Raw genomic sequence first — 25069 nt, 5'->3', positions numbered from 1 at the left:
ATGGGTTGTGTCGACTGGCGGTCGCGTCTTTTTGGCACTAACGATGAGTAGGCTAGCCGGTTCGGCTCTCTGGCGTACCGGTTCACAATTAAGCACTCTGGACAGAAAATCTCCAAAAAGGTAAGGCTACCTTACTAACTGCCCAGAGATGAGTCAGCTTGATGACGGCTCCTGATCAGCCAGATATCGACCAGGAATCCCAGAACCCGCCGGAACATGCCCGGGTCTGGATGGCGCGTGGAGCGCGGGCGGCGGTGTCTATTCCAGCGTTTATTCTGACCGCGGCGTTTGTCGGATATGCGGGGCTTGCCCGTGAAACAGGGCTGACGCTCTTTGAGACGCTTGCAATGACCGGTTTCGTCTGGGCGCTGCCTTCCATCGTGGTTCTGACCGGCGCGATTTCTTCCGGAATGGGTATCCTTCCTGCCGGAATTGCCGTCGCTCTTGCGTCAGTCCGCCTGATGCCGATGACCATGGCCTTGATGCCGCTGGTCAAGGTGCCGGGCAAGACAAAGACCTGGCAATTGTTGATCGCGTCTCATTTCGTTGCGGTGACTGCCTGGGTATTCGCGATGAAACACCTGCCGGACATGCCGAGGGAAGGGCGTCTGCCGTTCTTCATTGGTTTTGGCGCGGCGGTGACCAGCTTCGTCTTCTGCATGACCGGTGTCTCCTACCTGTTGGTTGAAAGCATGCCGGGCATGGTGGCAGGTGCCTTGTTCCTGCTGACGCCTGTTTATTTCCTGTGCTCGCTCTGGGGGGCTGCAAGGCTCAATGCCGACCGGGCGGCGATGGTCGCAGGACTGCTGCTCGGACCGGTCTTCTTCACCTATCTGCCTGGACTGGATCTGCTTTGGACCGGCCTTGTAGGCGGCACGATTGCCTACCTCGGAACCAGGATCATGCGCAGGGGGCTGTCGTGATGGAGGGATCGACGGCAGGTGGATTGGTATCCGAAACCTGGTGGCCACTGGTGATGATCATCATCGCCGGCTGGTTTGCAACTGACGTCTGGCGGTGGCTGGGTGTCTTTGCCGGTGGCAGGCTGCGTGAAGATGGCGAACTGCTGATCTGGGTGCGCTGTGTTGCAACCGCACTTGTGGCCGGAGTGATTTCCAAGCTGATCCTGTTCCCGCAAGGTGTGCTGGCAGAAACACCGCTCTGGCTGCGCCTGGCAGCTGCCGGTTTCGGCTTCGCTTCGTTTTTTGCAGCCCGGCAACGTGTGTTTGTTGGCGTACTTGCCGCAGAAGTCTTTCTCGTTTCCGGTTGGCTGATCCTCGACACGATGGCTTCCTGAAACCAAGCGATTTCCCGTGTTCACTTGCCCGCCCGATAGGCTAGGTTGAAGAGTACGGCGATTGCACCCGGTCAAGGAGAGGAACATGGCGGATCAGGTCGAACTCTTTTACGCACCTCAGACACGCGCTACCGGCGTACGTGTTCTCCTGGAGGAGCTGGGCGCGCCTTACAAGCTGAATGTGCTCAATCTGAAGCTGGGTGAAAACCGGACACCCCGATATCTTGCCGTCAACCCGGCTGGAAAAGTTCCGGCATTGCGCGTTGGCGAGGCAGTCATTACCGAACAGGTCGCGATCTATATCTATCTGGCCGATCTGTTTCCCGAAAAAGGACTGACACCCTCGCTGGATGATCCACTGCGTGGACCGTACCTGCGCTGGTTCGTGCATATGGCATCCTGTTTTGAGCCGGCACTGATCGACCGCGCACTCAAGCGTGAAGAACCGCCGCATTCCATGTCCGCCTATGGTTCTTTTGACACCGTCATGGAAAGCATGCGTGCCCAGCTGGCAAAGGGACCTTTCGTTCTTGGAGAACGGATGACGGCTGTCGACGTTCTGTGGGGCATGGGGCTGCGGTGGGGAACGATGTTCGGCATCGTACCGGAATTCGAAGAATTCACCGCCTACATCGAGCGGTTCGCCGAAAGGCCGTCGGTGGTCAAGGTACTGCAGGAAGACCAGAACATGGCCAGGGAGCAGGAAGACGCTGCTGTTCAGGCGGGCGTCGCGTAAAATCTTGTCACAAGCGGCGTCTTCTCAGCGATGCGCAGCACCGTCTGCGGTTACCCTCTCTTCTATCCGCAATCCTGACAGGACAATCCTTTGCCGCGCACTATCTAACGAAACGTCGTTTTTGCGGTACTAAACTTCGAATGGGGGATGATCGGATAAAACGCAGCCGACCTAGAGTTAACGATTGAAACCGGGCGCAAGCCAGATGGTGACTGTAAACTTGGAGGTAATCTGACGATGAAGGACAAGTACAAAGATACGGAAATGCTGGAAAAGCTGGGCGAGGCCGCGAGATCTGGCCGCATTTCCCGCCGTGATTTCCTGAATTATTCCATGGCTGCCGGTGTTGCAGCTTCCGCCGCAACAGGGCTCTGGACCACGAAAGCCAAGGCACAACCAAAGCAGGGCGGAACCTTCAAGGTCGGCATTCATGACGGCAACACATCAGACACCCACGATCCGGGCACCTATCTCACCATCGCCATGATCGTGCTGGCGCATACTCACCGCAGTTACCTTACCCTGATTGAACCAGACGGGTCTCTTGGGCCGGATATCGCCACCGAATGGACGGCGAATGCGGACGCAACGGAGTGGACTTTCAAGCTCAACGAAAACGTTACCTTCCACTCCGGTCGCAAGATGACAGCCGACGACGTCATTGCATCGATGAACCACCACCGCGGCGACAGCACGACCTCCGCGGCCAAGGCTCTGCTGACCGACGTCGCTGATATCGTCAAGGATGGCGACAACACGATCGTTTTCAAACTGTCTTCGGGCAATGCGGATCTGCCGTGGCTCATGACCGATTACCATCTGGCCATCTGTCCGGCGAACGACGATGGCTCGATCGATTGGGCTTCGGGCGACGGTACCGGTCCCTACAAGATCGAAACCGGTGACTTCGGTGTCAGGTTCTCTCTGACGCGCCATGACGGCTGGCATCTGGACGGTGCACATTTCGACGGTGTGGAACTGATCATCCTGACCGATCCGAACGCCCGTCAGACGGCTCTGGTTACTGGCGACGTGGATGCCGTTTCGCTCATCGATCTGAAGACGATGGGTCTGCTTGCGCGCAATCCAAACCTGGAGATCGACAATGTGCCGTCTGCCTCGACGCTCACGATGCCGATGTTCTGCGACACGCCTCCGTTTGACAACAAGGATGTTCGCAACGCACTCAAGCTCGCGATGAACCGCGACGAGATCATCGAGAAGATCGCCTTTGGTGCAGCGACAAAGGCAAACGATTTCCACCATTCGCCAGCCATGCCCTATTGGCCGGATGACATTCCCCAACACGACTACGATCCGGATCAGGCGAAATCGCTGCTGAAAAAAGCCGGTGCCGAGGGACTATCCATCAGCATCTCCTCTGCAGAATCCATCTACTCCGGCGCGGTCGATCTTTGCGTGCTTTATGCCGAACATGCCAAGGCGGCAGGCATCGACATCAAGGTCGTGCGTGAACCGAACGACGGTTATTACTCGGATGTCTGGCTGAAGAAACCGTTCTGCGTAGTGGCCTGGGGCGCGCGTCCGACACCGGACGTGATGTATTCTCTGGCCTACAAGTCCGATGCCGCCTGGAACGAGAGCCATTGGCAGAACGAACGTTTCAACGAGCTGCTATTGATGGCGAAAGCCGAATTGGACGACACCAGGCGGGCGGAGATGTACCGGGAAATGGCGCTGCTTGCGCATGACGACGGCGGCACGATCATCCCGTTCTTCCGCAACTTCGTTTATGCCCGCCGCAGCAATGTTCAGCATGGTGAGCAACTGGCATCGAGCTGGGAGCTCGACGGTGCCCGTGCCTGCAGCCGCTGGTGGTTCGATAGCTGATTGAGCATCGAGAAAAACGCCCGCCCGGTTTGAAGCCAGGCGGGCGTTGTCTGCTGTGTGCTGAATGGCTGGAGATGCTCGCCTGGCTTTAGGCCAGTGCGGCTCGTATCTTTTCTGCTTGGGCTGCCAGCACGTCATTGTCTGCCATTGCACCGGTGTGCGGTTTCAGCGACACGCCCTCGAAACGTGGAATGACATGGACATGGGTGTGGAATACCACCTGGCCACCGGCAGGTTCTGAGAATTGCTGGATGGTCGTGCCGTCGGCATCGAAGGCCTTGATCACCACCCTGGCCATGGTCTGCGTCGTTGCCATGACCGCGTTGAGATCATCCGGCGCGATGTCCAGAATGTTGCGCGAAGGGGCTTTCGGGATCACCAGAACATGACCATCGCCGCGGGGCATGATGTCCATGATCACCAGTGTTTTGTCGTCCTCGTAAACCTTGTGGCTCGGCAGTTCGCCGCGCAGGATTTTGGCAAAGACATTCTGGTCGTCATAAGCGGGCGTGGACATGTTTGCATTCCTGTCTGATAGGCAAAAGAATTTCGCGAAGCGGTGTTCAGAAACGAGCCACCCCGACACTTCAGGGTTGATCAAAGGACCATCAATCGATTCCGATCAAGAGTTACTCCTGATCTAGTCCGAGTTTTCTTGCAGCTGCAAGCCGCGACATGCGGTAGAACCGCCCGGATGAGTTTGCTCAAGCCGCGGTTGTTCAGGAAACGGTTTCGGTGGCCAGTTGACCGGCATTTGATGCTTCAGGATCCGTTTGCGATGCGCATGTGAGCTTCAACCCCAGGTCCTCCAGCCTTGTCCTGTCGGGTTTGTAGAACATCCAGTTGCCGATCCGCTTTCCCGTTACCAGGCCTGCTTCCGACATCTTTTTCATGTGCGAGCTTACGGTCGGTTGGCTGAGGCCCACCTTTTCGGTGATGAAACCCACACACACGCCGTCGTCCACGAGGTCTCCGTCCCGCTGGCGGGGAAAGTGGGCTCGAGGGTCGAGCAGCCATAAAAGGATCTGCAGCCGCACAGGGCTCGCCAGTGCTGCCATTGCCAATGAACTTGACTCTACATCTATATTGATATTCATCTATATAGATACTCTTCGATATAGATTGGTGGTTCGAACATGGAAAATAGCCTTCTCGGCCTTCAAGCGGAAGCCTTTTCGAACGGCGCGGCGCGCGGCGTGCGTTATCTGAAACAATTGCCGGATCGGCGCGTCGGGCCGAATTTGTCTCGTCTTGCCGAGCTCGATCCGGGTTTGCCGGAGCAGGGCGCCGACGTTGACGATATTCTTGATCTGCTCGAGACCGTGGGCGGTGAGGGCACTGTTGCGACGGCGGCAGGTCGGTACTTCGGTTATGTCATAGGGGGCGCATTGCCTGCAGCCTCCGCGGCCCGGGCCTTGCTCTCCGCGTGGGATCAGGTTGCAGACGGTTTGACGGGACCTTCCGTGATCAAGATGGAAGAAACGGCGGTGTCCTGGATCGTTAGGCTTCTGGGGCTGCCTGAAGGTACCGATGGCGCTTTCACCACCGGTGCGACCATGTCGAACATGGCGCTACTGGTCACCGCGCGCGACACGCTGTTGTCGCGCCTTGGCCACGAAAGAGGAGAGGGCCTGATTGGCGCTCCCGGCTTGCGGATCGTCGCCAGCGCAGAAATTCATGCAACCGTGCTGAAATCCCTTCGGATGGCAGGCCTGGCCACGAAATCGATCGAGTGGGTGGAAGTGGACGATCAGGGGCGGATGCGGATCGACAAGCTACCCGAACTGGATGATCGCACGCTCGTTTTGTGCCAGGCAGGAAACGTTTGCAGCGGAGCCTTCGATCCATTTGACGAACTTGGCGACAAGTGTAATGCCGCTGGTGCCTGGCTTCACGTCGACGGTGCTTTCGGACTGTGGGCAAGGGCCTGCAGCGATACGGCAACGGCTCTCAAGGGACTTGAGAAGGCAGACAGCTGGGTGGTCGACAGCCACAAGACACTCAACACACCATATGATTCAGGCTTGGCGTTGTGCCGCCATCCGCAGGAAATGCAGGCGTCGATGGCAATCGGGGCCACCTATCTGCCGGCGACCGTATCCAACCCCGCCAACCGCGCTCCTGAATTCAGCCGGTCTGCGCGCGGAGCCGAGACCTGGGCTGCGCTGCTTTCCCTCGGCCGGCAAGGCCTGGAGGACATGCTGAGCCGTTTTCACGGTCATGCAAGGCGCATTTCAGGGGATCTGACAGCACTCGGGTTCGAAGTTCCGCATGAGGTGCATTTCAACCAGGTGTTTGCGACGCTGCCGGGGGCGGAAGACGCCTGTGCCCGCATCGCTGGCCATGTTCAGGCTTCCGGTGAAGCCTGGTTCGGTCAGGCCTCCTGGAAAGGACGACAGGGGTTTCGCATCAGCGTGTCGAACTGGTCAACCCGGACGGAAGATGTGGACCGGCTGATAGCTGCCGTTGCAAAGGCAAAGGCCGAGGTGATGGCCCCGGCCTGATGCAGCTCACATTGCAGAAGACGCGCCCCTGGTCAGGTCCTTTCGGGCCACAGATATGACAGGGTTGCGTTCGAGCGTATGACCACGAATTCCTCGCGTTTTTCCCATCGTCCCAAAACGTTGATTTCAGTCACCGAACAATTGCCGTGCTGACGCCGCAAGGGATCGCAGGCGCGGGCTGCAGTGGTATAGAGTTTCGCCCGTCGGTTCTTGAATTCGTTCAGCCAGGCTTCGGCATAGATTCCGGCACTGTCCACCAGATCGGCGTCCACTTCCTGGTAGTTGAGAGGCTTCTCTGTCTCGAATGCACCGGGGACTTGCTTCTCTACGAACTCAAGCTGCATCCTGATCTCGGCAAATTTCGGATCATCCTTGAATTGCTTGGCTTTTGTCAGCTTTACCCGGCAATTCGATGCAATTGTCTTCACTAGGAGCTTGCATTCGGCTTCCGCGATTCTGGGGGCCTGACCGGAGATGAAGACCTCGATCATGTCCATGTCAGCAGGAGCCCCTGTTTCCTTCAAGAGCTCTTTCACCGATACGGGCATGACGATATTGACCACCCGTCCGGCATCGAGGTTCTTGAAGTCCGTGAGGGCGACGTAGCCATCTTTCAGGGAACCGCCTGAGCCATGCCTGGCGTTGTGGACTGTCGCCTGTCCTTTTAGCGGATCGTTCTTGAAGCCGAAGACAGTGTTCGCGACGTTGGCAACACTGAACATGATGTAGCCGTAGTAGAGCGTCACTGCGAAAAAGATCACTCCGCAGGCGATTTGAAGGATACGCATCAAGACTGTTCCCTGTTGCTTATGAACCGGAATTGGAATTGGCGGTGCTGTCACGTTCGAGAGCTTTGTCGACCAGCGGCCTGATCTGCGCCATCGCCTTGTCCTCGTAGCCGGACTTGCCAGCTACTGCGATGTTCTCGACCGGCGTCATGATGACGAGTGATCCCCCCAGTGGACGGAAGGGAATCCGGTCATCAAGATTTTCCGGGATTGGCCCAACGAGCACATGAGTTGACCGTTCCACGCCCGCGAGATTTTGCTCGCTTCTTATGCCGAAGGCGCTCTTGAACCAGCTGTCATACTTGCGATAAGCCGCCTTGTTCTTGGCAACGGGCTCTTCATGAAGGCTCGGATTTTCCTTGGCGTTTCTTGCGAAAAGCCAGTGATCTTGCATCTTTCGCCAGGGCTGAACACCGCAGGAACGAAGGGTTCTTGCACCGGCCATTTCAACAGGCACGTCAGGATCAAGATTGGCGAAAGCGATATCGCCGACACCGAGTGCCACCACATGCGAGATGCGGGCGCCAGGTGCCAGATGTATGTTCCATAGGATCTTGCCGAATTCGTTTTGCAGGATCAGGTAGACCGGCTTTTCGGTTTCCGTAACCACGACATCGACAACAGGAAAACTGTCGTCCTTTGCACTGAGTACCATCGTGTCGACACGGATCTTTCTGGGGTCGTCGGCTGGTTTTTGGGCGTTTTCAGCCAGCTTTTGTGCCCGTTCCCGAATTTTCGTTTTCGACCAGGTATAGATCGGCGCATGCATGTTGCCTGTGCCGACATGCACATTGCCGATATATTCTCCGAGGTTGGGTTTGCGGAAGCGGCAGAACGCAGTGGGCTGCTGCATGACCACCTTCGCGGGAAGGTCGGTGTCCAAGGTCGTTTCCTTGTACCCGGTCACCGCGGACTGGATCCAATGAGGTGTCCCGTCTTCCGCTACGAGGACGCCGGGTGATGCCTTGTAACCGCGCATGTCGCGCTTCAGACCGGACTGCGGGTCTCCGGATGGAACGTTATCCGAGCAGGCGAGCAAACCGAAGCATAAGGCTACGGCAAATCCTTTTTTAAAACGCATCCGTAAGCTCCGGAAATGTCTGGCGTTGGGTATGCGTTCACAGGTTGTATCATTCGTCTTAAGGTTTAGTTTCGCCGGGAGGGCAATTCTTGCGTTACTGGCGGTTTAAATCGGGAAATGTTCTTCTGATGTCTTGTTGGCGATGCTGAAAAATCTCTCTAGATAAGATAAAGAGGCGTGGTGATCAGTATTCACCCCGACCCGGCTTGCGTCAGGTCGGGGCGTAATGTCAGGCGGCTTCGCCCAGTTCAGATCCGTCTTTGACCAGTTTTGCAACCGCTGCGAAGTCCAGCTTTCCGGAACCCAGGACAGGAACCTTGGATACCACACGGACTTCTGCCGGTATCATGAGGTCCTGTGCGCCTCGGGCTTTGGCGCCTTCAACGAAGGCTGCGCGGTCCGCATCCGGGTTTTCCGTCACAAGCACCAGTTTCTCGCCCTTGCGGGCATCCTTGATGGCGGCAACTGCGGACAGATGCTGCGGCCAGATCTGACCCGCCAGGGCTTCCACGGCGGACAGAGACACCATCTCGCCTGCAATCTTGGCGAAGCGCTTGGCGCGGCCCTTGATGATGATGTAGCCGTCGTCGTCGATCTCGACAATGTCGCCGGTGTCGTGCCAGCCGTCGACAAGTGGTTCGACGACGCCGGGATTTTCGGCCTTCAGATAACCGACCATCACGTTCGGTCCCGACACATGCAGTCTGCCGCCGGTTTCCACACCAGGTACGGGCTCAAGGCGAGCCTTCATGCCGGGCATCAGTTTGCCGACCGTGCCCGGACGGTTGTACATCGGCGTGTTGAGTGCGATGACCGGTGCGGTCTCGGTCACGCCGTATCCTTCCAGAACACGCAGACCGAAGCGTTCCTGATAGATCTGCCTGGTTGACGGTTTCACCGGCTCCGCGCCTGCAAAACAGTAGCGCAGGGAGCGGAAGTCGTAGGCATGGGCAACGCGGGCATACCCGTTGAGAAAGGTATCCGTACCGAACAGGATCGTCGCATTGGAGGTGTAGATCAGCTCCGGAACGATCCGGTAATGCAGGGGCGAGGGATAGAGATAGACCGGCACACCGGATATCAGCGGCAGGATGGTGCCCGCGGTCAGGCCGAAGGAATGGAACATCGGCAAGACGTTGAACACCTTGTCGTTCGGGGTGAAATCGATCCTGGCGGCTGCCTGCGTGGCATTGGACAGGATGTTCCTGTGTGTCAGCACAACGCCTTTCGGTGTTCCCTCCGATCCGGAGGTGAACAGGATCACTGCCGTGTCGTCGGCCTGCCTGCGTACCAGGGGGCGGCTTTTGGTCAGAAGGCCGCGGATCTTGTCCAAGAAGCCGATTTCAGAGCGCAGGTCTTCCAGCCAGATGATGCGAACGTGGTCTTCCAGGTTTGAAGCCAGTTGCTCCAGACGGGCCTGCTTGACGAAGGCGCGGGAAGACAACAGCGTACGAACATCCGCAGCACGGCAGGCCGCGAGAATGTTTTCCTGACCGGCAGTGAAATTGATCATGGCGGGCACCTTGCCGGCAGACATGGTCGCCAGAACGGTAACGGCAGCGCCATTGGCATTCGGCAGCATGATGCCGAGGGTGTCTTCTCCGCCGGTGTGCCGCAACAGTTTGCGGCCAAGCACTGAGACGCCTGTCAGCAGTTTGCCTGCATTCAGCTTTCCGGACACCGGATCCTCAACCGCCAGCTTGCCGTAACCGTATTCTTCTGCCGTGGCGATTACCTTCTCCAGGATCGTCACGTCTTCCGTCAGGCTGGTTTCAAACATCAGTTCGGACATGACGCTGTACAGCTTGGCGCCGGCTGCAGCGCGCCGCTGACGTCCCCTCAGTTCGTCGTCGAGGTCCAGGCGGGTAGGTTCCATGATTGTCACCTTCACTTTGGGGAACAGACGCTTGCGGATCTGGCTTGGGTTCAGGTAGGAGAACGGCGTTTTTTCAAGGCCGTCGATACGGATCGGGACGATCATGGCCCCGGTCTTGTCGGCCACCATTGCCGCGCCGTCGTAGACCTTCATCAGGCTGCCGGTGACAGTCAGCCGGCCTTCCGGGAAGATCACCATCGGTTCGCCGGAGTTCACCACCTTGATCAATGCGCGGGTGGCCATGGGTTTTGACGGGTTGATCGGCAGGGCATTCGCAAGGTGCAGGAAGGGTTTGACCCACCAGCGCCGGGCAATGTCATAATCGATGGCGAAGGACGGCTTCTTGTCGGTCAGGGTCAGAGCCAGGCCAGCGTCCAGCAAACTAACGTGGTTCAGCGCCAGGATCGGGGCTTCACCGGCTTTTTCCAGATTTTCCAGGCCTTTGACTTCCATCCGGAAGATGGCGCGATAGAGGATCGAGATTGCATCGCGCATCGGGTTGGTCGGCAGGATCTTGAGCATCACGATAGCTGCGACAAGGTTCATCCCGGCCAGCGCCAGAAAAATTGCAGGAACGGAAAATCCAAGTTTCTGGGCTCCTGCCAGCAACAGTCCACCAACCGTCATCAGGGCAGCGCCAAGGGCGTTGGACGCTGCTATCCGGCGGGCACGCACCTGCGGTTTCGCCCAGGTCTGGAGTGCCGTGAAGGTGGGAACAACCAGCAACGCACCGGAAATGGCAAGGCCGGCCATATCGACACTGAGGCGGATTACGCCTTCATGGGTGAGGAACTCGCGCAAACCAGATGCTGTTGCGGTTGCCGGCAGGCCTGCCAGGGTCAATGCCGCATCCAGGCAAAAGAGCGCCAGCAGAAGCGTTCCGACAGGAGCCGGCAAAAGGACGACACGGCCAGCCAGAAGCCAGGCGGCAATTGCCGACCCGATGCCAATCGAAACGGCGAAGACGGTCAGGAAATAGGTGACGGCAATTTCTTCACCACCCAGGAACGTCTTGACCATCAGTGGCAGAACAGCGAGCACCATGGCACCGATGAGCCAGAACCAGGCATTCATCATGGCTACCAGGAAGAGACGACGATCGGCAGCCAGATCTCTCACCACGCACCATGTGGATGTCGCAAGGTTCCAGTCAATCGTCAGATGAGGGGCTGCTGCCGGCGCGGAGGGAATTTGCCGGCTCAGTCCGTAACATGCGAGAGCCAGGGCTATCATCACTGGGGCAAAGATCAGGGTGGGAGCGCCGGTGCTGAACAAAAGGCCGGCGGAAATCGTGCCGCCCAGGATTGCCAGAAAAGTTCCCGCTTCTATCCAGGCATTGGCGCGCGGCAGGTTTGAAGCCGGCAGATGATCCGGGAGCAGTCCGTATTTGACCGGGCTGAACAAGGCGGACATGGCACCAAACACGAATAGCGCGGCGAAGAGGATGGGGAGGGAGGACAAGGCCATGCCTGTCACGGCCAGGCCTGCGCCTGCAATTTCTGCAAGCTTGGTTGCCCGGGCAATCCGTGCCTTGTCGAATTTGTCTGCGAGTTCGCCCCCGAGTGCGGACAAAAACAGGAAGGGCGCGATGAAGACAGCCCCGGCCAACGTTATCAGAACACCGGTGTTGCCACCGTCTGCGCCGTGTCCACCAACCTGGAACAACACCAGGAACACCAGGGCGTTTTTCAGGAAATTGTCGTTGAATGCAGAGAAAAACTGCGTCCAGAAGAGCGGTGCGAAACGTCTGGATGTCATCAGTGACGCGCTCATGAGGTCCTCCTTCGAAGCAGCTATCTGTCAATCTGCTTCATAACCTTCAATCTTTGAAACCCGGACGGAGGGTTAGAAACTCCGCCCGGTTTTATTTCTGGATCAGACTTGTTCCGGCTTGCTGATGTCCATCAGCAGTTTTTCCGTCTTTGCGTCTTCCAGGCGGTTATGGAACTTGTTGGCTTCTTCGCGATCACGCATGGTCTTGGTCAGGGTGACCGCTGTATGGACCAGCATGATTGCGGCCATTGCGTAGAAGCCTTTCGCGGAGAAGCTTGCTTCAAGGTTCCAGATGCCCAGGGCCATCATGATAGCGGCAACAGCGAAACTGCCGGCGGTAAAAATGGTCCAGTTGTTGGAATGTTTGGCTGTGGGTTCCTGCATGGTCTTGTCCTCGTGTTAGCTGCTTTTTTCCAGAAGAAGGGGAATGTCTGATTTCAAGCGGGCGAGCACATCGTCCGCTCGGGTTTTCACAGGTGCGCCGCAGCCGGCATCGCCCAGTTTCTCGATAACCGCACTCGGGCTATCCGCTGCCGACAAGGTCTTGAATTCCTGTTCGGCCAATTGGTCGCGTTCCTGGCGTCGGCGGATGTCCTCCAGCTGTCCCTCTGCAATGGCGAGTGCCGACTGGCCGGTACTGGAGCCAAAGGACTGTGCTTTCTGGATCTGGTCGCGAACTTCAACGGTGCGTTCACCGCGCTTGAGGGCGCGCAGACGGCTCTGGGCGCGGTGCAAGGTTTCCGTGAGGCTTGAAAGATCGCCGTCGAACGATCGGATCGCCTCTTCGAGCGCCGACTTTTCGTCTTCCAGAAGTGCGATAGCTTCCGCAGCCTCTCTCGCGAGGGGTTCAAGACCTTTGAGGAGGGCGTTGCGAGCCCTGTTCTCCAGATCTTCGAGGGATGCATTGATTTGCCACAGCCGCTTGCGGTCCTGCTGCTGTTCTGCCTTGGCGCGGGCCAGGGCAACCTGGGCAGCCCGGACGGAAGCGGCGGCTGTACGCGTGTTGATGGAGAGGAGAGCAAGAGACTGATTGTCCCGGCTTTCCTCGGCGCTGGTTAGAAACAACGCCTTCAGTTGGTTCATGAATGGCTCAAACATCGTGCCTCTCTCAAAAGGTGAACGTTGTTCACTATTTGACAAGGCCACATGATTTTGATTAGGTCAAGCAGAAAAATGAACAAAGTTCACTTTTGAGGTGCGAGACGGTTTATGGCCGGAGTTCAAAAAGCAAAAAGCGAAGAAACCCATCGTCGCGTTCTGGAAGCGGCGATTGCCGCTGTGGAAGCAGGGGGCATGGAAGCGGTCAACATCAGAAAGATCGCGGCTGATGCCGGTTACTCGGTGGGATCGGTCTACAAGCATTTCGCAGATCAGGATGCGTTGTTGCTTGCGGTCAACTCGGTGACGCTCGGCCGCATCAAGGATCTGATGGCATCGAAAGTCGAAACCGTGGATGAGCCTTTGGTAAGGCTCAAGGTGCTGGCGCTCGCCTATCTGGCGTTTGCGCGCGACAATCGAAACCTCTGGATGACATTGTTCAGCCATCACTTGCCTGAAGGCAAGGCGGTGCCTGAGTGGCATATTCAGGAAAATATCGCGCTTCTCGGTTTCATCGCAGCACCGTTGCGCGAACTCGATCCAAGCATGATGGAAGAAGATCTCGCAGCCCGGACCCGCACCGCTTTTGCGGCGGTACACGGTCTCGTCACGATCAGCCTGGAGGCACGGTTCGTCGGCCTGTCCGGAGAAAAGCTGGAGCAGGAAATGAACTTTCTGGTCGAGCGCCTGGCCGGGTAGGGAGGTCCCTGGCTGCCAGGCCGTAGATTACCCTGATCAGGCTTACCAGGCTCTCACCCGTTTCTCCGGTGGCAACCACATCGGATCGCCCTCCTCGATGCCGAAAGTCTCGTAGAACGCATCGACATGCTGTAGGGCGGCAAAAGCTCGATAAGGGCTCGGAGGATGCCCGTCACCGGCGACAAGCATGCGCAGGAACGGGTCGGAAGACTTGGCCGTCCAGAACTGTGCCCAGCCGATGAAACAGCGCTTGGCCGGCGACAAGCCATCTATCTCGACATTTTCCTCAGGGTGCTCGGCCAGATAATCCATCAGGCTTTCATAGGCGAGCGTGATACCGCCGACATCGGCCATGTTCTCTCTGACATTCAGCGGGCCGTTGGCGTTAAGGCCAGGCAGCACTTCAAAGGCGTTGGCCTGGTCGATCAGTTTCTGGGCCTCGCTGTCGAAGGCCTTTGCATCTGCTTCCGTCCACCAGTCACGAAAGTTGCCTTCCGCATCGTATCGGCGGCCACCGCTGTCGAAACCATGGGTCATTTCGTGGCCGATGACCGCGCCGATCCGGCAGAAGCGCAAGGGAGCGTCCATGTCGTGGCTATAGGCAGGCGGCTGGGTGATGGCCGCATTGACCTCGAAGCCGTTGATGGAAGGCGTGTAACCGGCATTGATGACGATCGGCAGCGTCGTCTGCGTGTTGAATTCCTCGTGCACGACGGGTTTTTTGATTTTCTCCAGCATGCGGTTCATGGAAAAGGCTCCAAGATTGCGCATGTTTTCTACGGGATCGTCCCCGATCTCGAGTTTGGAATAATCGACCCATTCATCGGGATAGCCGACTTTGTAGTAGAAGGTGTCGACCTTCTTCAGGGCTTCGGCACGAGTATCTTCCGACAACCAATCCCGCGTTTCGACGCGCTCGCGAAACTTCCCGTGAATGCGCTCGACCATCTTGATGACTTCGGCCTTGGTCTCGTCGGAATAGTAGGTTTCTACGAAGAGCTGGCTGGCAGGATGGCCGAGGTTCTCTTTCAGCAGGTCGTACATGTGCTCCTGGCGAGGACGGTCCGTTCGGGCACCGGTCAAGACAAGATTGAACTCCTTGGCGGGTTCTTCGAAGGCGGATGTCAGGAATTCCTTGTAGTTTTCGATAACCCGAAAAGCCGCATAGGCTTTCAGATCTTCAAGCGGTGTTTCCTTCAGCACTTTTGAGAGTTCTGGCAGAGCCCTTGGTTCGAACATGAAGACTGCATCGGGTTTCTCAAAGCCGACTGTTTCAAGATAGAGATCGAGGTCCAATTCCGGCACCTGTGCCTGGACCTCTTCATAACCAAGTTTGCTGTAGCGGTTGCGTGGATCGTTGCCTTCCTCGGGCGTCAGTATCCCGGCATAAAGCGCTGTTTCTATTCGAAGTGTGATGTCGGCGATGCGAGCAGCATCGTCCTCCGGATAACCGGCGACCTTCATGATTTCCGCCACATAGGCACGGTAGGCAGGAATGCGCGGATCGCCTTCCTTATTGCGCAAGAGTTCGAGATGGTGGTCCTCAACGCCGAAACTGGGACCTACTGAAAAAATTGCGTAGCGCTTGCTGTCCGCTGGATCTGCACTGGGTGCGAAAATCGCGAACAGGGCCGGTCCGGACATTGCGGCCTGGTCAGCCGCGAACCGGGTGAGGTCATCCAGGGTTTCCAGGGCTTCGATGGCGTCCAGGTCACTTTGGATCGGTTCGATGCCTGCAGCATCCATCGCCTCGACATTCATATAGGCTTTGTAGAAATCGCCAACGAGCTGCGTCGGGCTGCCCTTGGGCGCTTCCGCGGTGCTCTCGCTTGCCTTTTTCGCAACAGCCGCAAGCTGCTTGATCAGTCTTTCGCCGATGATCGAAAAAATATCCCAACGCGCCTTGTCCACTGGCCGGTTCACCCGGTCGAGCCACTTGCCTGAAGCATAGCGATAAAAATCGTCGGCTGGATCCACAGAGGTATCCATATTCTCGGGCGAGAATTGAAGGTCGTCCGGGGTCAGCGGGGGGAGGCTGTTTTCCTCAGCGAAGGCAGATCCGGAAAGCAGCAAAGTGCTCGTCAGCAGAAGTGGGATAATTTTCATTTCAGCGCCCCCGGGAATGCTTTTTACCCTGCGTTAGAATAGAGTTCCGGCTGCAGATGGCAATCCGATTAGTGCAAGGGTTGTGGCAACGGCGTTCGAGAGCGAAGTGGCACCTTGCGCAATCGAGCCGACTGTGTCGGGCGCACGGTTTGGTCTTACGTTCCGCAGAAGGTTTGATAGGGACCAAACGCCTCCGGGGCAGGAAGGGCATAGCTCTCAAAGCCGGTTCGTTCTTCATACGGAGCTTTTAGAACATCCAATAACTCATTGAGCATAAAATACTCTCCAGTTTCCGCGCTCTGGAGTGCCTCTTCCACCTTGTGGTTCCGTGGAATGTAGAGCGGATTGAAAAGGTTCATCGCCGTTCTGGTATCTGCAGGCGCTCTGCCTTCACTTTCGAGGCGTTGCAGCCAGCGCTCCAGCCAGCCGTCTATCTGTGTCGGATCGACAAAAAGCTCGCGCAGCTTTTGCGGCTCGCCGACAGCAGCCTCGCTCAGGTGCCGGAAGAAGAGCGTGTAGTCGACCGATTGTTCCTGCAGGATCGAAAGCATCGTTTCGAACAGGTCCTGATCTTCCGCGGTTTCTTCCACTAGACCCAGCTTTGCGCGCATCCCGTTCAGCCAGGCTGCGCGGTAGATATCAGGAAAGCGGCCGAGTTCGGCGCTGGCCAGTTCGACTGCCTTGTCCAGATCATCGGGCTGGATCAGGGGCAAAAGGGTTTCGGCAAGCCGGGCAAGGTTCCATTGCATGATGACGGGTTGGCGGCCAAACGCGTATCGTCCACCGTGGTCAATGGAGCTGAACACGGCTGCCGGATCATAGGCGTCAATGAAGGCACAGGGGCCATAGTCGATTGTTTCGCCGGAAATCGTCGTGTTGTCGGTGTTCATGACACCGTGAACGAACCCGACAAGCACCCAATTGGCGACCAGCGCTGCCTGGCGCTCGACTACCCCCCGGAACAGCCGGATATAGCGGTCCGGCTGTCCGGCAAGATCCGGATCGTGGCGGTCAATGGCGTAATCGGCGAGCTGGCGGACTTTGTCCGTTTCACCGCGTGCCGCAAAATACTGGAAGGTACCGACCCGCAAATGGCTTGCGGCGACACGGGTCAACACAGCGCCCGGTTTCGGACCATCCCGGTAGATGGTTTCTCCGGTGGTTACGGCTGCCAGTGCTCTTGTCGTCGGGATGCCGAGCGCATGCATGGCTTCGCCGAGGATATATTCGCGCAGGACCGGCCCCACCACAGCCTTGCCGTCTCCGCCACGGGAGAAGGGGGTCGGTCCCGACCCTTTCAGCTGAATGTCCTTCCGATTGCCGGTGCTGTCGATGATCTCTCCGAGAAGAAGCGCGCGGCCATCCCCCAGCTGTGGCGAGAAGCCGCCAAACTGGTGGCCGGCATACACCTGGGCAAGTGGGGACGCGCCGTCCGGCTGACGGACCCCGGCAAAGATCTCTGCGCCTTCGGATGTTTCCAGAAGGTTGGAATCAAGGCCAAGTTCTTTTGCAAGTTCACGATTGAACACCACAAGCTGCGGCGTTGGCACCTTCGCGCCTTCCCAGGCCACATAAAAGCCGGGCAGGTCCCGTGCGTAGGAATTGTCGAACTGGAAAATGGGCGGTCGGGCGGTCATGGAACCTACAGTGTACGGTGGCAATTGCTTTACCGCTTAATATAGGAAGTTACGGCCGTCTGTCCGCCCCGGTCAGGTCGGAAATCGAATTCATGTGAACTTTGAGGGGGAGGCAGTGCGGCCTGTCACGCTGCGTAGGCCGCCAGAAACACCTTCACCGCTGCTGCAACATTGGTTTCGATTTCTTCTTCGCTCGGCTTTGGGCCGGCATTGAGCAGCATGCGCCTTAGAACGCCCGCCACACACAAGTCGAAAAACTGGCCTGCCGCCAGTTCGACATCGCAGTCCTTCAACTCGCCGCGGTCGATCCGCTCCTGGATGAAGGCACCAAGGTCGCGTCGGCCCTGGCATGGACCGGCTTCGTAGAGCAGAACGCCGAACTGAGGGAATTTTTCCGCAGCGCCGACTACCATGCGGAGGGTCGACAATTTTTCGGGATTCGCCATTTTCTGCAGATAACTGCGGCCGATACGGTGCAGATCGCTTTTCACGTCAGCCCTGCTGACGAGGGCTTCCCGCAGGATTTCCGCCTGGCTGAAACGTTCTTGCAGAATCAGCGCCTCGAACAGCGCTTCCTTGCTGCTGAAGTAGACGTAGAGCGTACCTTTGGAAACGCCGGCTTCCTTGGCGATAACCTCCATACTGGCGCCATCGAATCCCTTTGCACGGAAGACTTTTCGTGCTCCGGCAAGAATCTGCCTGCACTTGGCGTTGTCGGTCTTCTGAGCCGGATCTTCGGCTGTCGCCGGTTGTTCCTGTGTTTCGGTTGTCATCGCAATCTCGAATTTCTGCCGTCTTTCAGTAGTTTACCGCTAGTATTCTGTCAAACACACGGTTTTTCTCAAAAAGCATTCCCATAAATGCAAAGGTCAACTGTTTGGCAGGTGGTTGGACAATCTCAACACTATCGGCCAACAGGACGAACCATTCAATCTTTCCTGGTCAGACCAGCTGTGTCTGCAAGTCAAAACGCCCCCTAAAAAATATCTTCGACAGGATCCGACTTCCGGACAGGTGATGCGTCTCGCGTCCCCCTCCCAAAGTGTCTTGTTGCCGTCTCGATCAACCAGGTTGTTGAACAGGGGACTCTTGTGCGTTGCAAAAAATTCGCCGGAACCCTTGCGTTCGCCAAGGGGATGAACATATAAATGCCATTGACCGAACCGTTCAGTCAATGCCTGGGCGGTCAAGAATTTTGGGCAAAGGATACCATCGTGGCACTCAGAGAAGGCCGCAACGAAAGCGGCGCGATCGGTGGTGGGCCGCAGGCTGCGAGCCGCCAGGATCAAGACAACGAGACTTCAGTAGCCTCGAAAAGCGGACAGGCAACACCAACTTCCGCGAAAGACACAAGCGATGACAAAGGCGGGCAGGTGGCAGTTTCGTCTCAGGCACAGGTAACAACCGCAACGACCACCGCAGAAGCGCCTCCTCCGAAAAAGAAAGGCAAGGCCAAGCGGGTCTTCACGCTGGTTCTGCTCGCCGGTCTCGGCTTTGGCGGATATGAGGCGTACCATTGGTGGACCGAAGGCAGATTCATTGCCAGCACGGACGACGCCTATGTGACCGCGGATATCACCGTCATCCTTTCCAAGGTGTCCGGTTATGTTGCGTCTGTCGCTGTCGGCGACAATCAACGCGTGAAAGCCGGTGACGTGCTGCTGAAGATCGACGATGGCGACTACAAGCTTGCCGTCCAGTCCGCAAAGGATTCCATCGACAGTGCCCGTGCAACGGTCGATCGTATCGCGACCCAGATTACGGCTGCCAAGGCATCCGTGCTGCAGGCTGAAGCGTCTGTTGCTTCCGCCAAGGCGCAGAAGGACGAAGCTTCCGCGAACTACGATCGTCAAAAAAGACTGGCGGACAACAAGTTTGCCAGCCAGGCAACGCTTGATACTGCCGATGCCTCACTGAAAGGCGCGCAGGCGGATCTGGAGAATGCGCAGGCGGCGGTGACGCTGGCCAAAGCCAATATCGATGTGCTCAACGGCCAGAAGAAAGAAGCCGAACAGGCAGTGGTTGCTGCCAAGACAGCTCTTGAGAAAGCCGAGCGCGACCTCGCCTTTACCATCATTCGGGCACCGGTCGATGGCATCGTCGGCAACAGGGCAGCCCAGGTCGGCTCCCTTCTGCAGCCGGGAAGCCGGATTGCCGCGATCGTGCCGTTGGCCGACACTCACATCGATGCGAATTTCAAGGAAACTCAGCTCGAGGGTATCCAGCCCGGGGCAGAGGTTGAAATTTCCGTCGACGCTTATCCGGACCAGCCGATCAAGGGAACCGTGGAAAGCATTGCGCCTGCGACCGGTTCCGTCTTCAGCCTTCTGCCGGCCGAAAATGCGACAGGCAACTTCACCAAGGTGGTTCAGCGCGTGCCGGTGAAGATCAAGGTTCCGGAAGAAGAAATAACAAGCGGACATCTGCGAGCTGGCATGTCGGTGGTTGTCGAAGTCGACACCAGGACAGGTGGCCAGAAAGAAAACGTCGCCCTGTCGGCGCTCCACTAGATCTTCAGGTGCGGGTCAAGGGTCCGTATCAAATCAAGTCCTCCCCGCGGCCTCCAACCGCACAAGCCCGGTATCCGCATCTTGCGGATGCCGCCCCTTTGAAGAGCAGACCGTCGACAGCAAGACCTGCGCGGATGTTCCAACAGTATCGAATGATCGGCTACAGGCCATTCCGTCCCTTTCGGCTGAATGACCGCCGGTTCAAGGCTACGTCACATGAGCGAGACGGCACAAAGCGCATCCATCGACGGACGCAAGCTGTTCACCTTCCTCTGCATGGTGTTCGGCATGTTCATGGCGATTCTGGATATCCAGATCGTGTCCGCGTCCTTGTCGGAAATCCAGGCCGGGCTTGGAGCTTCCCAGGACGACATTCCCTGGGTGCAGACAAGTTACCTGATAGCGGAAGTCATCATGATCCCGTTGTCCGGATACCTCTCGCGCATGCTGTCGACGCGCTGGATGTTCGCGCTGTCAGCGGCCGGGTTCACGGTAATGAGCCTGATGTGCGCCACTGCCTCCACGATCGAGGAAATGATCGTCTACCGTGCCTTGCAGGGGTTTCTCGGTGGCGGCATGATCCCGACGGTTTTCGCGACGGCTTATCTGATTTTCCCGCGTGAGAAATTCAACGTCATCTCTCCCGTGATCGGTCTTGTGGCAACGCTGGCACCGACCATCGGTCCGACGCTCGGCGGTTATCTCACCGAATTCGGCTCCTGGCACTGGCTGTTCCTGATCAACGTGGTGCCCGGCATCTTCGTTACGCTTGCCGCTGTTACCCTGATCGATTTCGACGAGCCGGATCTGTCTCTGCTCGATCATTTTGACTGGTATGGTTTCGCGGCCATGGCCATCTTCCTCGGTTCTCTGGAATTCGTTCTTGAAGAAGGCTCGGGCGAAGACTGGTTCCAGAGCGGCGAGATCGTTTTCTTTTCCGCAATCACTGTGCTGGGAGCTGCGATCTTCTTCTGGCGGGCGTTCACGGCGCGAGAACCCATTGTCGATCTGAGAGCGTTTGCCGACAAGAACTTCGCCATGGGCAGTCTTTTCAGCTTCATCATGGGGGTGGGGCTCTACGGCCTGACGTATCTTTATCCGGTCTATCTGAGCGGCGTTCGCGACTACACCTCGCTGCAGATTGGCGAGACCATGTTCGTGAGCGGTCTTGCCATGTTCCTTACAGCCCCGATTGCGGGGCGGCTGATGTCCGTGCTCGATCCGCGTGTGATGATGGCAATCGGCTTCTCGGGCTTTGCGATCGGCACCTACATGGTGACCGGTATTACGCACGACTGGGATTTCTGGGAATTGCTGGTTCCACAGATCCTGCGTGGCTGCTCGCTGATGCTGTGCATGGTGCCGATCAACAATATCGCCCTTGGTATGTTGCCGCCGCAGATGATCAAGAACGCATCTGGCCTGTTCAACCTGACCCGGAACCTGGGAGGTGCCGTCGGACTTGCGGTGATCAACACGCTGCTGACCAATCGGCAGGATTTCCACTACGAACGTATTTCCGAAACGGTCAACTGGTCGCGTCCCGTCGTCAATGAGACATTGACCAACATGACACATGCATTCTCGGAACTGGGTCAGAATGCGGAAACAGCGGCCTTGAAGACGTTGTCTGGCATCGTCACCCGCGAAGCGTTCCTGCTTTCCTTCTCGGATATTTTCCTGATCCTGACAGGCTTGTTCCTCGCTCTTGTCGCCGCGCTCTATTTCGTGGAGCGACCGAAACCGGCACCTGCCGGTGGTGGCGGTCATTGATTTCAAGATAGTGGATCATCCGGACGAGCACTGCCGTGTCGATCAGGCCTTTCTGTCCGGTCCGAAACGAATTCTTCGTTGCATCCGGCCGCCGCCAATTCGCGTATTGGCCGGTCTTGACGGTGGCGGATGATCGTCAAATGCGGCCTGTGCACTCACGTCACCCTTCGTTGCGGTTTGGCCTTGTGCAAGCCTGTCGGCCATCCATCGGGCAACCTGAGGTGTCGCGACACTGGTTCCATTGAGAGACACCAGCGATCCGCAGCGTGATCCGGCACTCAATATGCCTCGCAGGACGGGTGTGTCGTCGCTGACCGCGGCTGCATCCGGACCGTTTCTCGTCGGACCGGTTGCATTGAATGCCGTTGTTACCGGGCCCGCGGCAGAATAGCCGGCCAGATTGTTGCGGGTTTCGACATATCCAGCAAGAACGGCGGGAAACTCGCCGCAGGCAAAGCCGCTTATGGTGCCGCTGCGCTTGACCAGGCAATCGGATCCGGGCGGATCGATCGGCAGAGGGGCACCAAAGCTGTCGAAACGCTGATAGTCGTCATTGTCGAAATAGGATTGACGTCCCAATGCCGGGAACCCGGGCAAGGTTTCGTCGCGCCGGATCCAGACCTGAACCCGATCGGTTTCGGTCAGGGCAACATTCTCGATTTCGATTTTCCAGACACCCGAAGGTGCCAAGTCATTCGTGACGTCGTGATGAAAGGTCGGGTGAACGCCGACGACAATGCAACCGCGCCAGGTTGGCGCGTGGGGAGGTGTGTAGAGGATCCGGCCGAATTCCACGTTGTCTCCGGAATGGAGGATCGCAGTCTCTCCAGGCACTGTTGAAACCGGCGTACTCCTCGGTCCCACGGGGGGCGTAACGCGCACTCTCACAAGGTTGTCTGGGTTCTCCTTCGGCGGCATCCAGATCTCGACGTAGCTCGCGCTGCGGTCGTCAGGTTGAATGCGCCAGTCGAGGCTGGCGGGCCTGACGTTACCCGTATCCTCATCCGTGAAGGTAATCTCCGCGTGGGTGCGCGCCAGATTGCCGTTCCCGGCAGGAAGAGCCACCTGGATTTCACGCTGGGTGGTCGAGTGAAGCTCGTGATCGATCTTCGCTTCGATCAGACCGGTACCATCGTGCGGTCCTGCAAAATTCCCGAAACTGAAATTGACCACCAGCGGGATCCGCTTGCCGTGATCGGTCTCGAGCCGGTAGCGTTCCGCGTGTATCTTGATGAAGTCGATCGCGCGTCCCAGAGCTGGCAGGATCTGGCCTCCGCTGACATCCATGGTGAGATCGGTTGGCAGCTGCACGCAGATGATGGGGCGCGTGTTGTCCTTCGTGCCGGGTTGGTAACCGGCGGCAAGTCCCATCACGTGGGTGCCGTGGGACACTCGCATGGCGGCCGGCTTGAGCCCGGGCCAGCTGTAGTCGATCAATCCGCACTGACTGTAGAAGCGGTTCTCATCGAGGAGCCCGCTGGCCGTGTTCGCGGCAAGCAACCCGTCGATTTCGCTCCTGGCAAGGGCGTGCCCCTGCGGGACGACTAGGGAGCCGGTCCGTGGTTTGGCGTCCATGATCCAGGCAAAGGAAACGCGTGACGCATTTGGGTCGGTTTTCCGGAAAAGTTCATGGCCGAACGCGATGCCGTTGTCGATGACAGCGGTAACAACGGTGCCATCCTCGACAAATATTTCCGGCAGATTGCCGGGCATGATCTGCGCGCTCGTGTCGAGCTGTCCAACCGGAACGACAGTCCCAAGGATGATGCGCTTTATGCCGAGTTGTCCCGCGTTCCTCGTCGCTTCCTGCAAGAAGATGTCTTTTGCGTAGAGTGAGGGATACAGGATCGCTTCTTTGGCCGCGCGCTGTTGCGCGGTATAGAAATTCGGGATGAGGACTGCGTCCTCAAGCCCGTTGCCACCGCCGATATCCTTGGCCCTGGCGATCAGATCATCGAGTGAGATGTCATCGAGCTCGACGAGGATGTCCCACCAAGTGTCTTCTTCTCCGGATCCGAACTTTGCTGCAACAGCCAGCCGCCAGTTCGTGACCGGATCGATTGAAAATTCATCAAGGGTTCCGTTGGTATCCGACATGACTTGACCTCCGGTTCGACTTTGCTATGCGATCACGAGCCGTCGTCTTCCAAAGGCGAGGCACCATCACCACCATCCTCGAGTGTTCCGCCACCGCTGCTGCCACCGGCACAAGGTTCCCTCAGGTCCAGCCATTCCTGCTTTGCGCGGTTCCACAGCCAGGCCAGCGGCCTGGATTGAATGGTCGTGCCGGTGAGGGACGTTGTGGTTTCGTCGGCCCAGGCTCCCGGGTCCTTCTGAGTGTGGGTTGCCGGATCGTAGAGCTGTGTCCAGTCGAAATCCCGGCTGTCAGGATACTGGTCGCCGTGGAAAGCCCATCCCTTGATTTCATTGGAACCCTGGCACCGACCCGCGAAATAGGCGCCGAGCGTAAGTCCGAGAATTGCGCCGGCCTCGCTGTCGACCGGAAAATGTACACCCGCGACGGTGCGGTTTACTGCAATGCGCGAGGCCTGGCGCATGAACATCTTGCCCCAGATCGTGTCGTCATAAGGCACGACACCGGCATCCCTCAGGAGGAGCCAAAGGACCCGGGCCAGCGTGAAGGCTTCCGTCGAATGACCGCTCGGCAGGGTGCCATGCGTGGGCGTCAGGATCATCGGCTGGATCTGCGGGGAGAATTCTATCGGACGCTTGCAGGCCAGGGCATACTTGATCCGCATCTCCACCAGGTTGGCGAGACCCTGCGCAGTTGCCAAAAGCTCGAACGTATATGGTGTTCGAGCCGGTGCGATGAATGCGATTGACCGCAGAAATTCAACAGGTGTGCTGAGTTGGGCGATAATTTCAGCCGCACGATCCTGCCGCAGGTCTGCATAATTTGCCACAAGATCGAGCTGCTTCTTGAAGATCGCCATGGTTGGGCGAGACATCCTGGCGAGCATGGCATAAGCCGCGAGTGGCGTATCGGTCCCGTCAGGGTTGCTGGTCACGTTCAGGTGCCATACCTGAGCCGTTCCGGAGCACGTTCCCTCAAACTTGAAGGTGAAGCCGAGCCTCGATGCCAGTTCAAGTGCGTAAATGCTTTGCCGGACTTCCGGAGAGAGGCGGCCTAGAAAAGCATCGTATTCCGGGCAGTTCTCCTGGATGGCCGCCGTAACAGTCTGCCAGGTTCCGGCAATGCCATCGTGATTGGTGATCAGCGCGTTCACGATCAGCGGTGAATCGAAGGAAGGGGCGCCGCCGAACCCGCCAAATCCCCCGAAGCCCCCAAACCCTCCGAACCCCCCAAATCCCCCCACAC

Annotated in this window: 20 protein-coding genes; 8 read left to right on the top strand and 12 right to left on the bottom strand. The window is 57.7% G+C overall.

Going from position 1 to position 25069, the window contains the following annotated elements:
* Positions 1-161: 161 nt before the first annotated feature.
* The 4 genes from J7447_RS27890 to J7447_RS27875 all read left to right on the top strand — a co-directional run bounded on the left by J7447_RS27890 (position 162) and on the right by J7447_RS27875 (position 3884).
* Positions 162-923, top strand: a complete 762-nt coding sequence (locus tag J7447_RS27890) for an AzlC family ABC transporter permease (RefSeq protein WP_075282957.1) — start codon at positions 162-164, stop codon at positions 921-923.
* On the top strand, positions 923-1297 hold the full coding sequence (locus J7447_RS27885; RefSeq protein ID WP_022998331.1) for an AzlD domain-containing protein: 375 nt from the start codon (positions 923-925) through the stop codon (positions 1295-1297). The genes J7447_RS27890 and J7447_RS27885 overlap by 1 nt, the downstream gene beginning before the upstream one ends.
* A gap of 85 nt (positions 1298-1382) precedes the next feature.
* Positions 1383-2033: a glutathione S-transferase gene (locus J7447_RS27880; protein WP_062488615.1), complete on the top strand. Its 651-nt coding sequence runs from the start codon at positions 1383-1385 to the stop codon at positions 2031-2033.
* A 237-nt stretch (positions 2034-2270) separates the two neighbouring features.
* Positions 2271-3884, top strand: coding sequence for an ABC transporter substrate-binding protein (locus tag J7447_RS27875; protein WP_022998333.1), 1614 nt, complete (start codon positions 2271-2273; stop codon positions 3882-3884).
* Positions 3885-3972: 88 nt separating this feature from the next.
* Here J7447_RS27875 and J7447_RS27870 read toward each other — a convergent pair whose 3' ends face one another.
* Both J7447_RS27870 and J7447_RS27865 read right to left on the bottom strand, forming a co-directional pair.
* Complete coding sequence (locus J7447_RS27870) at positions 3973-4401, bottom strand: HIT family protein (protein WP_055654601.1); 429 nt, start codon at positions 4399-4401, stop codon at positions 3973-3975.
* Between the two features lie 202 nt (positions 4402-4603).
* Positions 4604-4942 (bottom strand): metalloregulator ArsR/SmtB family transcription factor, encoded by a 339-nt coding sequence (locus tag J7447_RS27865; RefSeq protein ID WP_055654599.1) that lies wholly within the window; start codon positions 4940-4942, stop codon positions 4604-4606.
* A 78-nt stretch (positions 4943-5020) separates the two neighbouring features.
* Between J7447_RS27865 and J7447_RS27860 the strand changes: the two genes are divergently transcribed.
* Positions 5021-6388, top strand: a complete 1368-nt coding sequence (locus J7447_RS27860) for an aminotransferase class V-fold PLP-dependent enzyme (RefSeq protein ID WP_209171552.1) — start codon at positions 5021-5023, stop codon at positions 6386-6388.
* A gap of 32 nt (positions 6389-6420) precedes the next feature.
* On the opposite strand, the gene J7447_RS27855 is transcribed toward J7447_RS27860, so the two are convergent.
* The 5 genes from J7447_RS27855 to J7447_RS27835 all read right to left on the bottom strand — a co-directional run bounded on the left by J7447_RS27855 (position 6421) and on the right by J7447_RS27835 (position 13004).
* Positions 6421-7176, bottom strand: coding sequence for a hypothetical protein (locus tag J7447_RS27855; protein WP_022998337.1), 756 nt, complete (start codon positions 7174-7176; stop codon positions 6421-6423).
* Positions 7177-7195: 19 nt separating this feature from the next.
* Positions 7196-8257 (bottom strand): hypothetical protein, encoded by a 1062-nt coding sequence (locus J7447_RS27850; RefSeq protein WP_209171551.1) that lies wholly within the window; start codon positions 8255-8257, stop codon positions 7196-7198.
* A gap of 229 nt (positions 8258-8486) precedes the next feature.
* Positions 8487-11906 (bottom strand): acyl-[ACP]--phospholipid O-acyltransferase, encoded by a 3420-nt coding sequence (locus tag J7447_RS27845; protein ID WP_209171550.1) that lies wholly within the window; start codon positions 11904-11906, stop codon positions 8487-8489.
* Between the two features lie 102 nt (positions 11907-12008).
* Positions 12009-12290, bottom strand: a complete 282-nt coding sequence (locus J7447_RS27840; protein WP_209171549.1) for a YiaA/YiaB family inner membrane protein — start codon at positions 12288-12290, stop codon at positions 12009-12011.
* A gap of 15 nt (positions 12291-12305) precedes the next feature.
* Complete coding sequence (locus J7447_RS27835; protein WP_209171548.1) at positions 12306-13004, bottom strand: PspA/IM30 family protein; 699 nt, start codon at positions 13002-13004, stop codon at positions 12306-12308.
* A 111-nt stretch (positions 13005-13115) separates the two neighbouring features.
* Here J7447_RS27835 and J7447_RS27830 point away from each other — a divergent pair, with 111 nt between their 5' ends.
* Positions 13116-13703 carry a TetR/AcrR family transcriptional regulator gene (locus J7447_RS27830; protein ID WP_022998342.1) on the top strand — a complete coding sequence of 196 codons (588 nt, stop codon included), beginning with the start codon at positions 13116-13118 and terminating at the stop codon, positions 13701-13703.
* Positions 13704-13745: 42 nt separating this feature from the next.
* Here J7447_RS27830 and J7447_RS27825 read toward each other — a convergent pair whose 3' ends face one another.
* From J7447_RS27825 to J7447_RS27815, 3 genes are all read right to left on the bottom strand, one after another.
* The gene (locus J7447_RS27825) at positions 13746-15809 is read right to left on the bottom strand and encodes a M13 family metallopeptidase (RefSeq protein ID WP_209171547.1); all 2064 of its coding nucleotides are present in this window, start codon (positions 15807-15809) and stop codon (positions 13746-13748) included.
* Between the two features lie 155 nt (positions 15810-15964).
* On the bottom strand, positions 15965-17446 hold the full coding sequence (locus J7447_RS27820) for a protein adenylyltransferase SelO (protein WP_209171546.1): 1482 nt from the start codon (positions 17444-17446) through the stop codon (positions 15965-15967).
* Positions 17447-17571: 125 nt separating this feature from the next.
* Positions 17572-18219: a TetR/AcrR family transcriptional regulator gene (locus tag J7447_RS27815; RefSeq protein WP_022998345.1), complete on the bottom strand. Its 648-nt coding sequence runs from the start codon at positions 18217-18219 to the stop codon at positions 17572-17574.
* Positions 18220-18660: 441 nt separating this feature from the next.
* Here J7447_RS27815 and J7447_RS27810 point away from each other — a divergent pair, with 441 nt between their 5' ends.
* Both J7447_RS27810 and J7447_RS27805 read left to right on the top strand, forming a co-directional pair.
* Entirely contained in the window at positions 18661-19956 is a 1296-nt protein-coding gene (locus tag J7447_RS27810) for an HlyD family secretion protein (RefSeq protein ID WP_208992210.1), read from the top strand.
* A 216-nt stretch (positions 19957-20172) separates the two neighbouring features.
* Positions 20173-21729 (top strand): DHA2 family efflux MFS transporter permease subunit, encoded by a 1557-nt coding sequence (locus tag J7447_RS27805; RefSeq protein WP_022998347.1) that lies wholly within the window; start codon positions 20173-20175, stop codon positions 21727-21729.
* Positions 21730-21771: 42 nt separating this feature from the next.
* On the opposite strand, the gene J7447_RS27800 is transcribed toward J7447_RS27805, so the two are convergent.
* Together J7447_RS27800 and J7447_RS27795 are read right to left on the bottom strand one after the other, a co-directional pair.
* Positions 21772-23826 carry a S8 family serine peptidase gene (locus J7447_RS27800; protein WP_209171545.1) on the bottom strand — a complete coding sequence of 685 codons (2055 nt, stop codon included), beginning with the start codon at positions 23824-23826 and terminating at the stop codon, positions 21772-21774.
* Between the two features lie 32 nt (positions 23827-23858).
* Positions 23859-25069: phosphatase PAP2 family protein (locus J7447_RS27795; RefSeq protein ID WP_209171544.1), on the bottom strand; the 1211-nt coding region annotated here is incomplete at its 5' end.

It is taken from the genome of Labrenzia sp. R5_0, from assembly GCF_017743835.1.
In the GTDB taxonomy this organism is placed as follows: Bacteria; Pseudomonadota; Alphaproteobacteria; order Rhizobiales; family Stappiaceae; genus Roseibium; species Roseibium algicola.
This window is presented reverse-complemented; position numbering and strand designations above follow the sequence as displayed.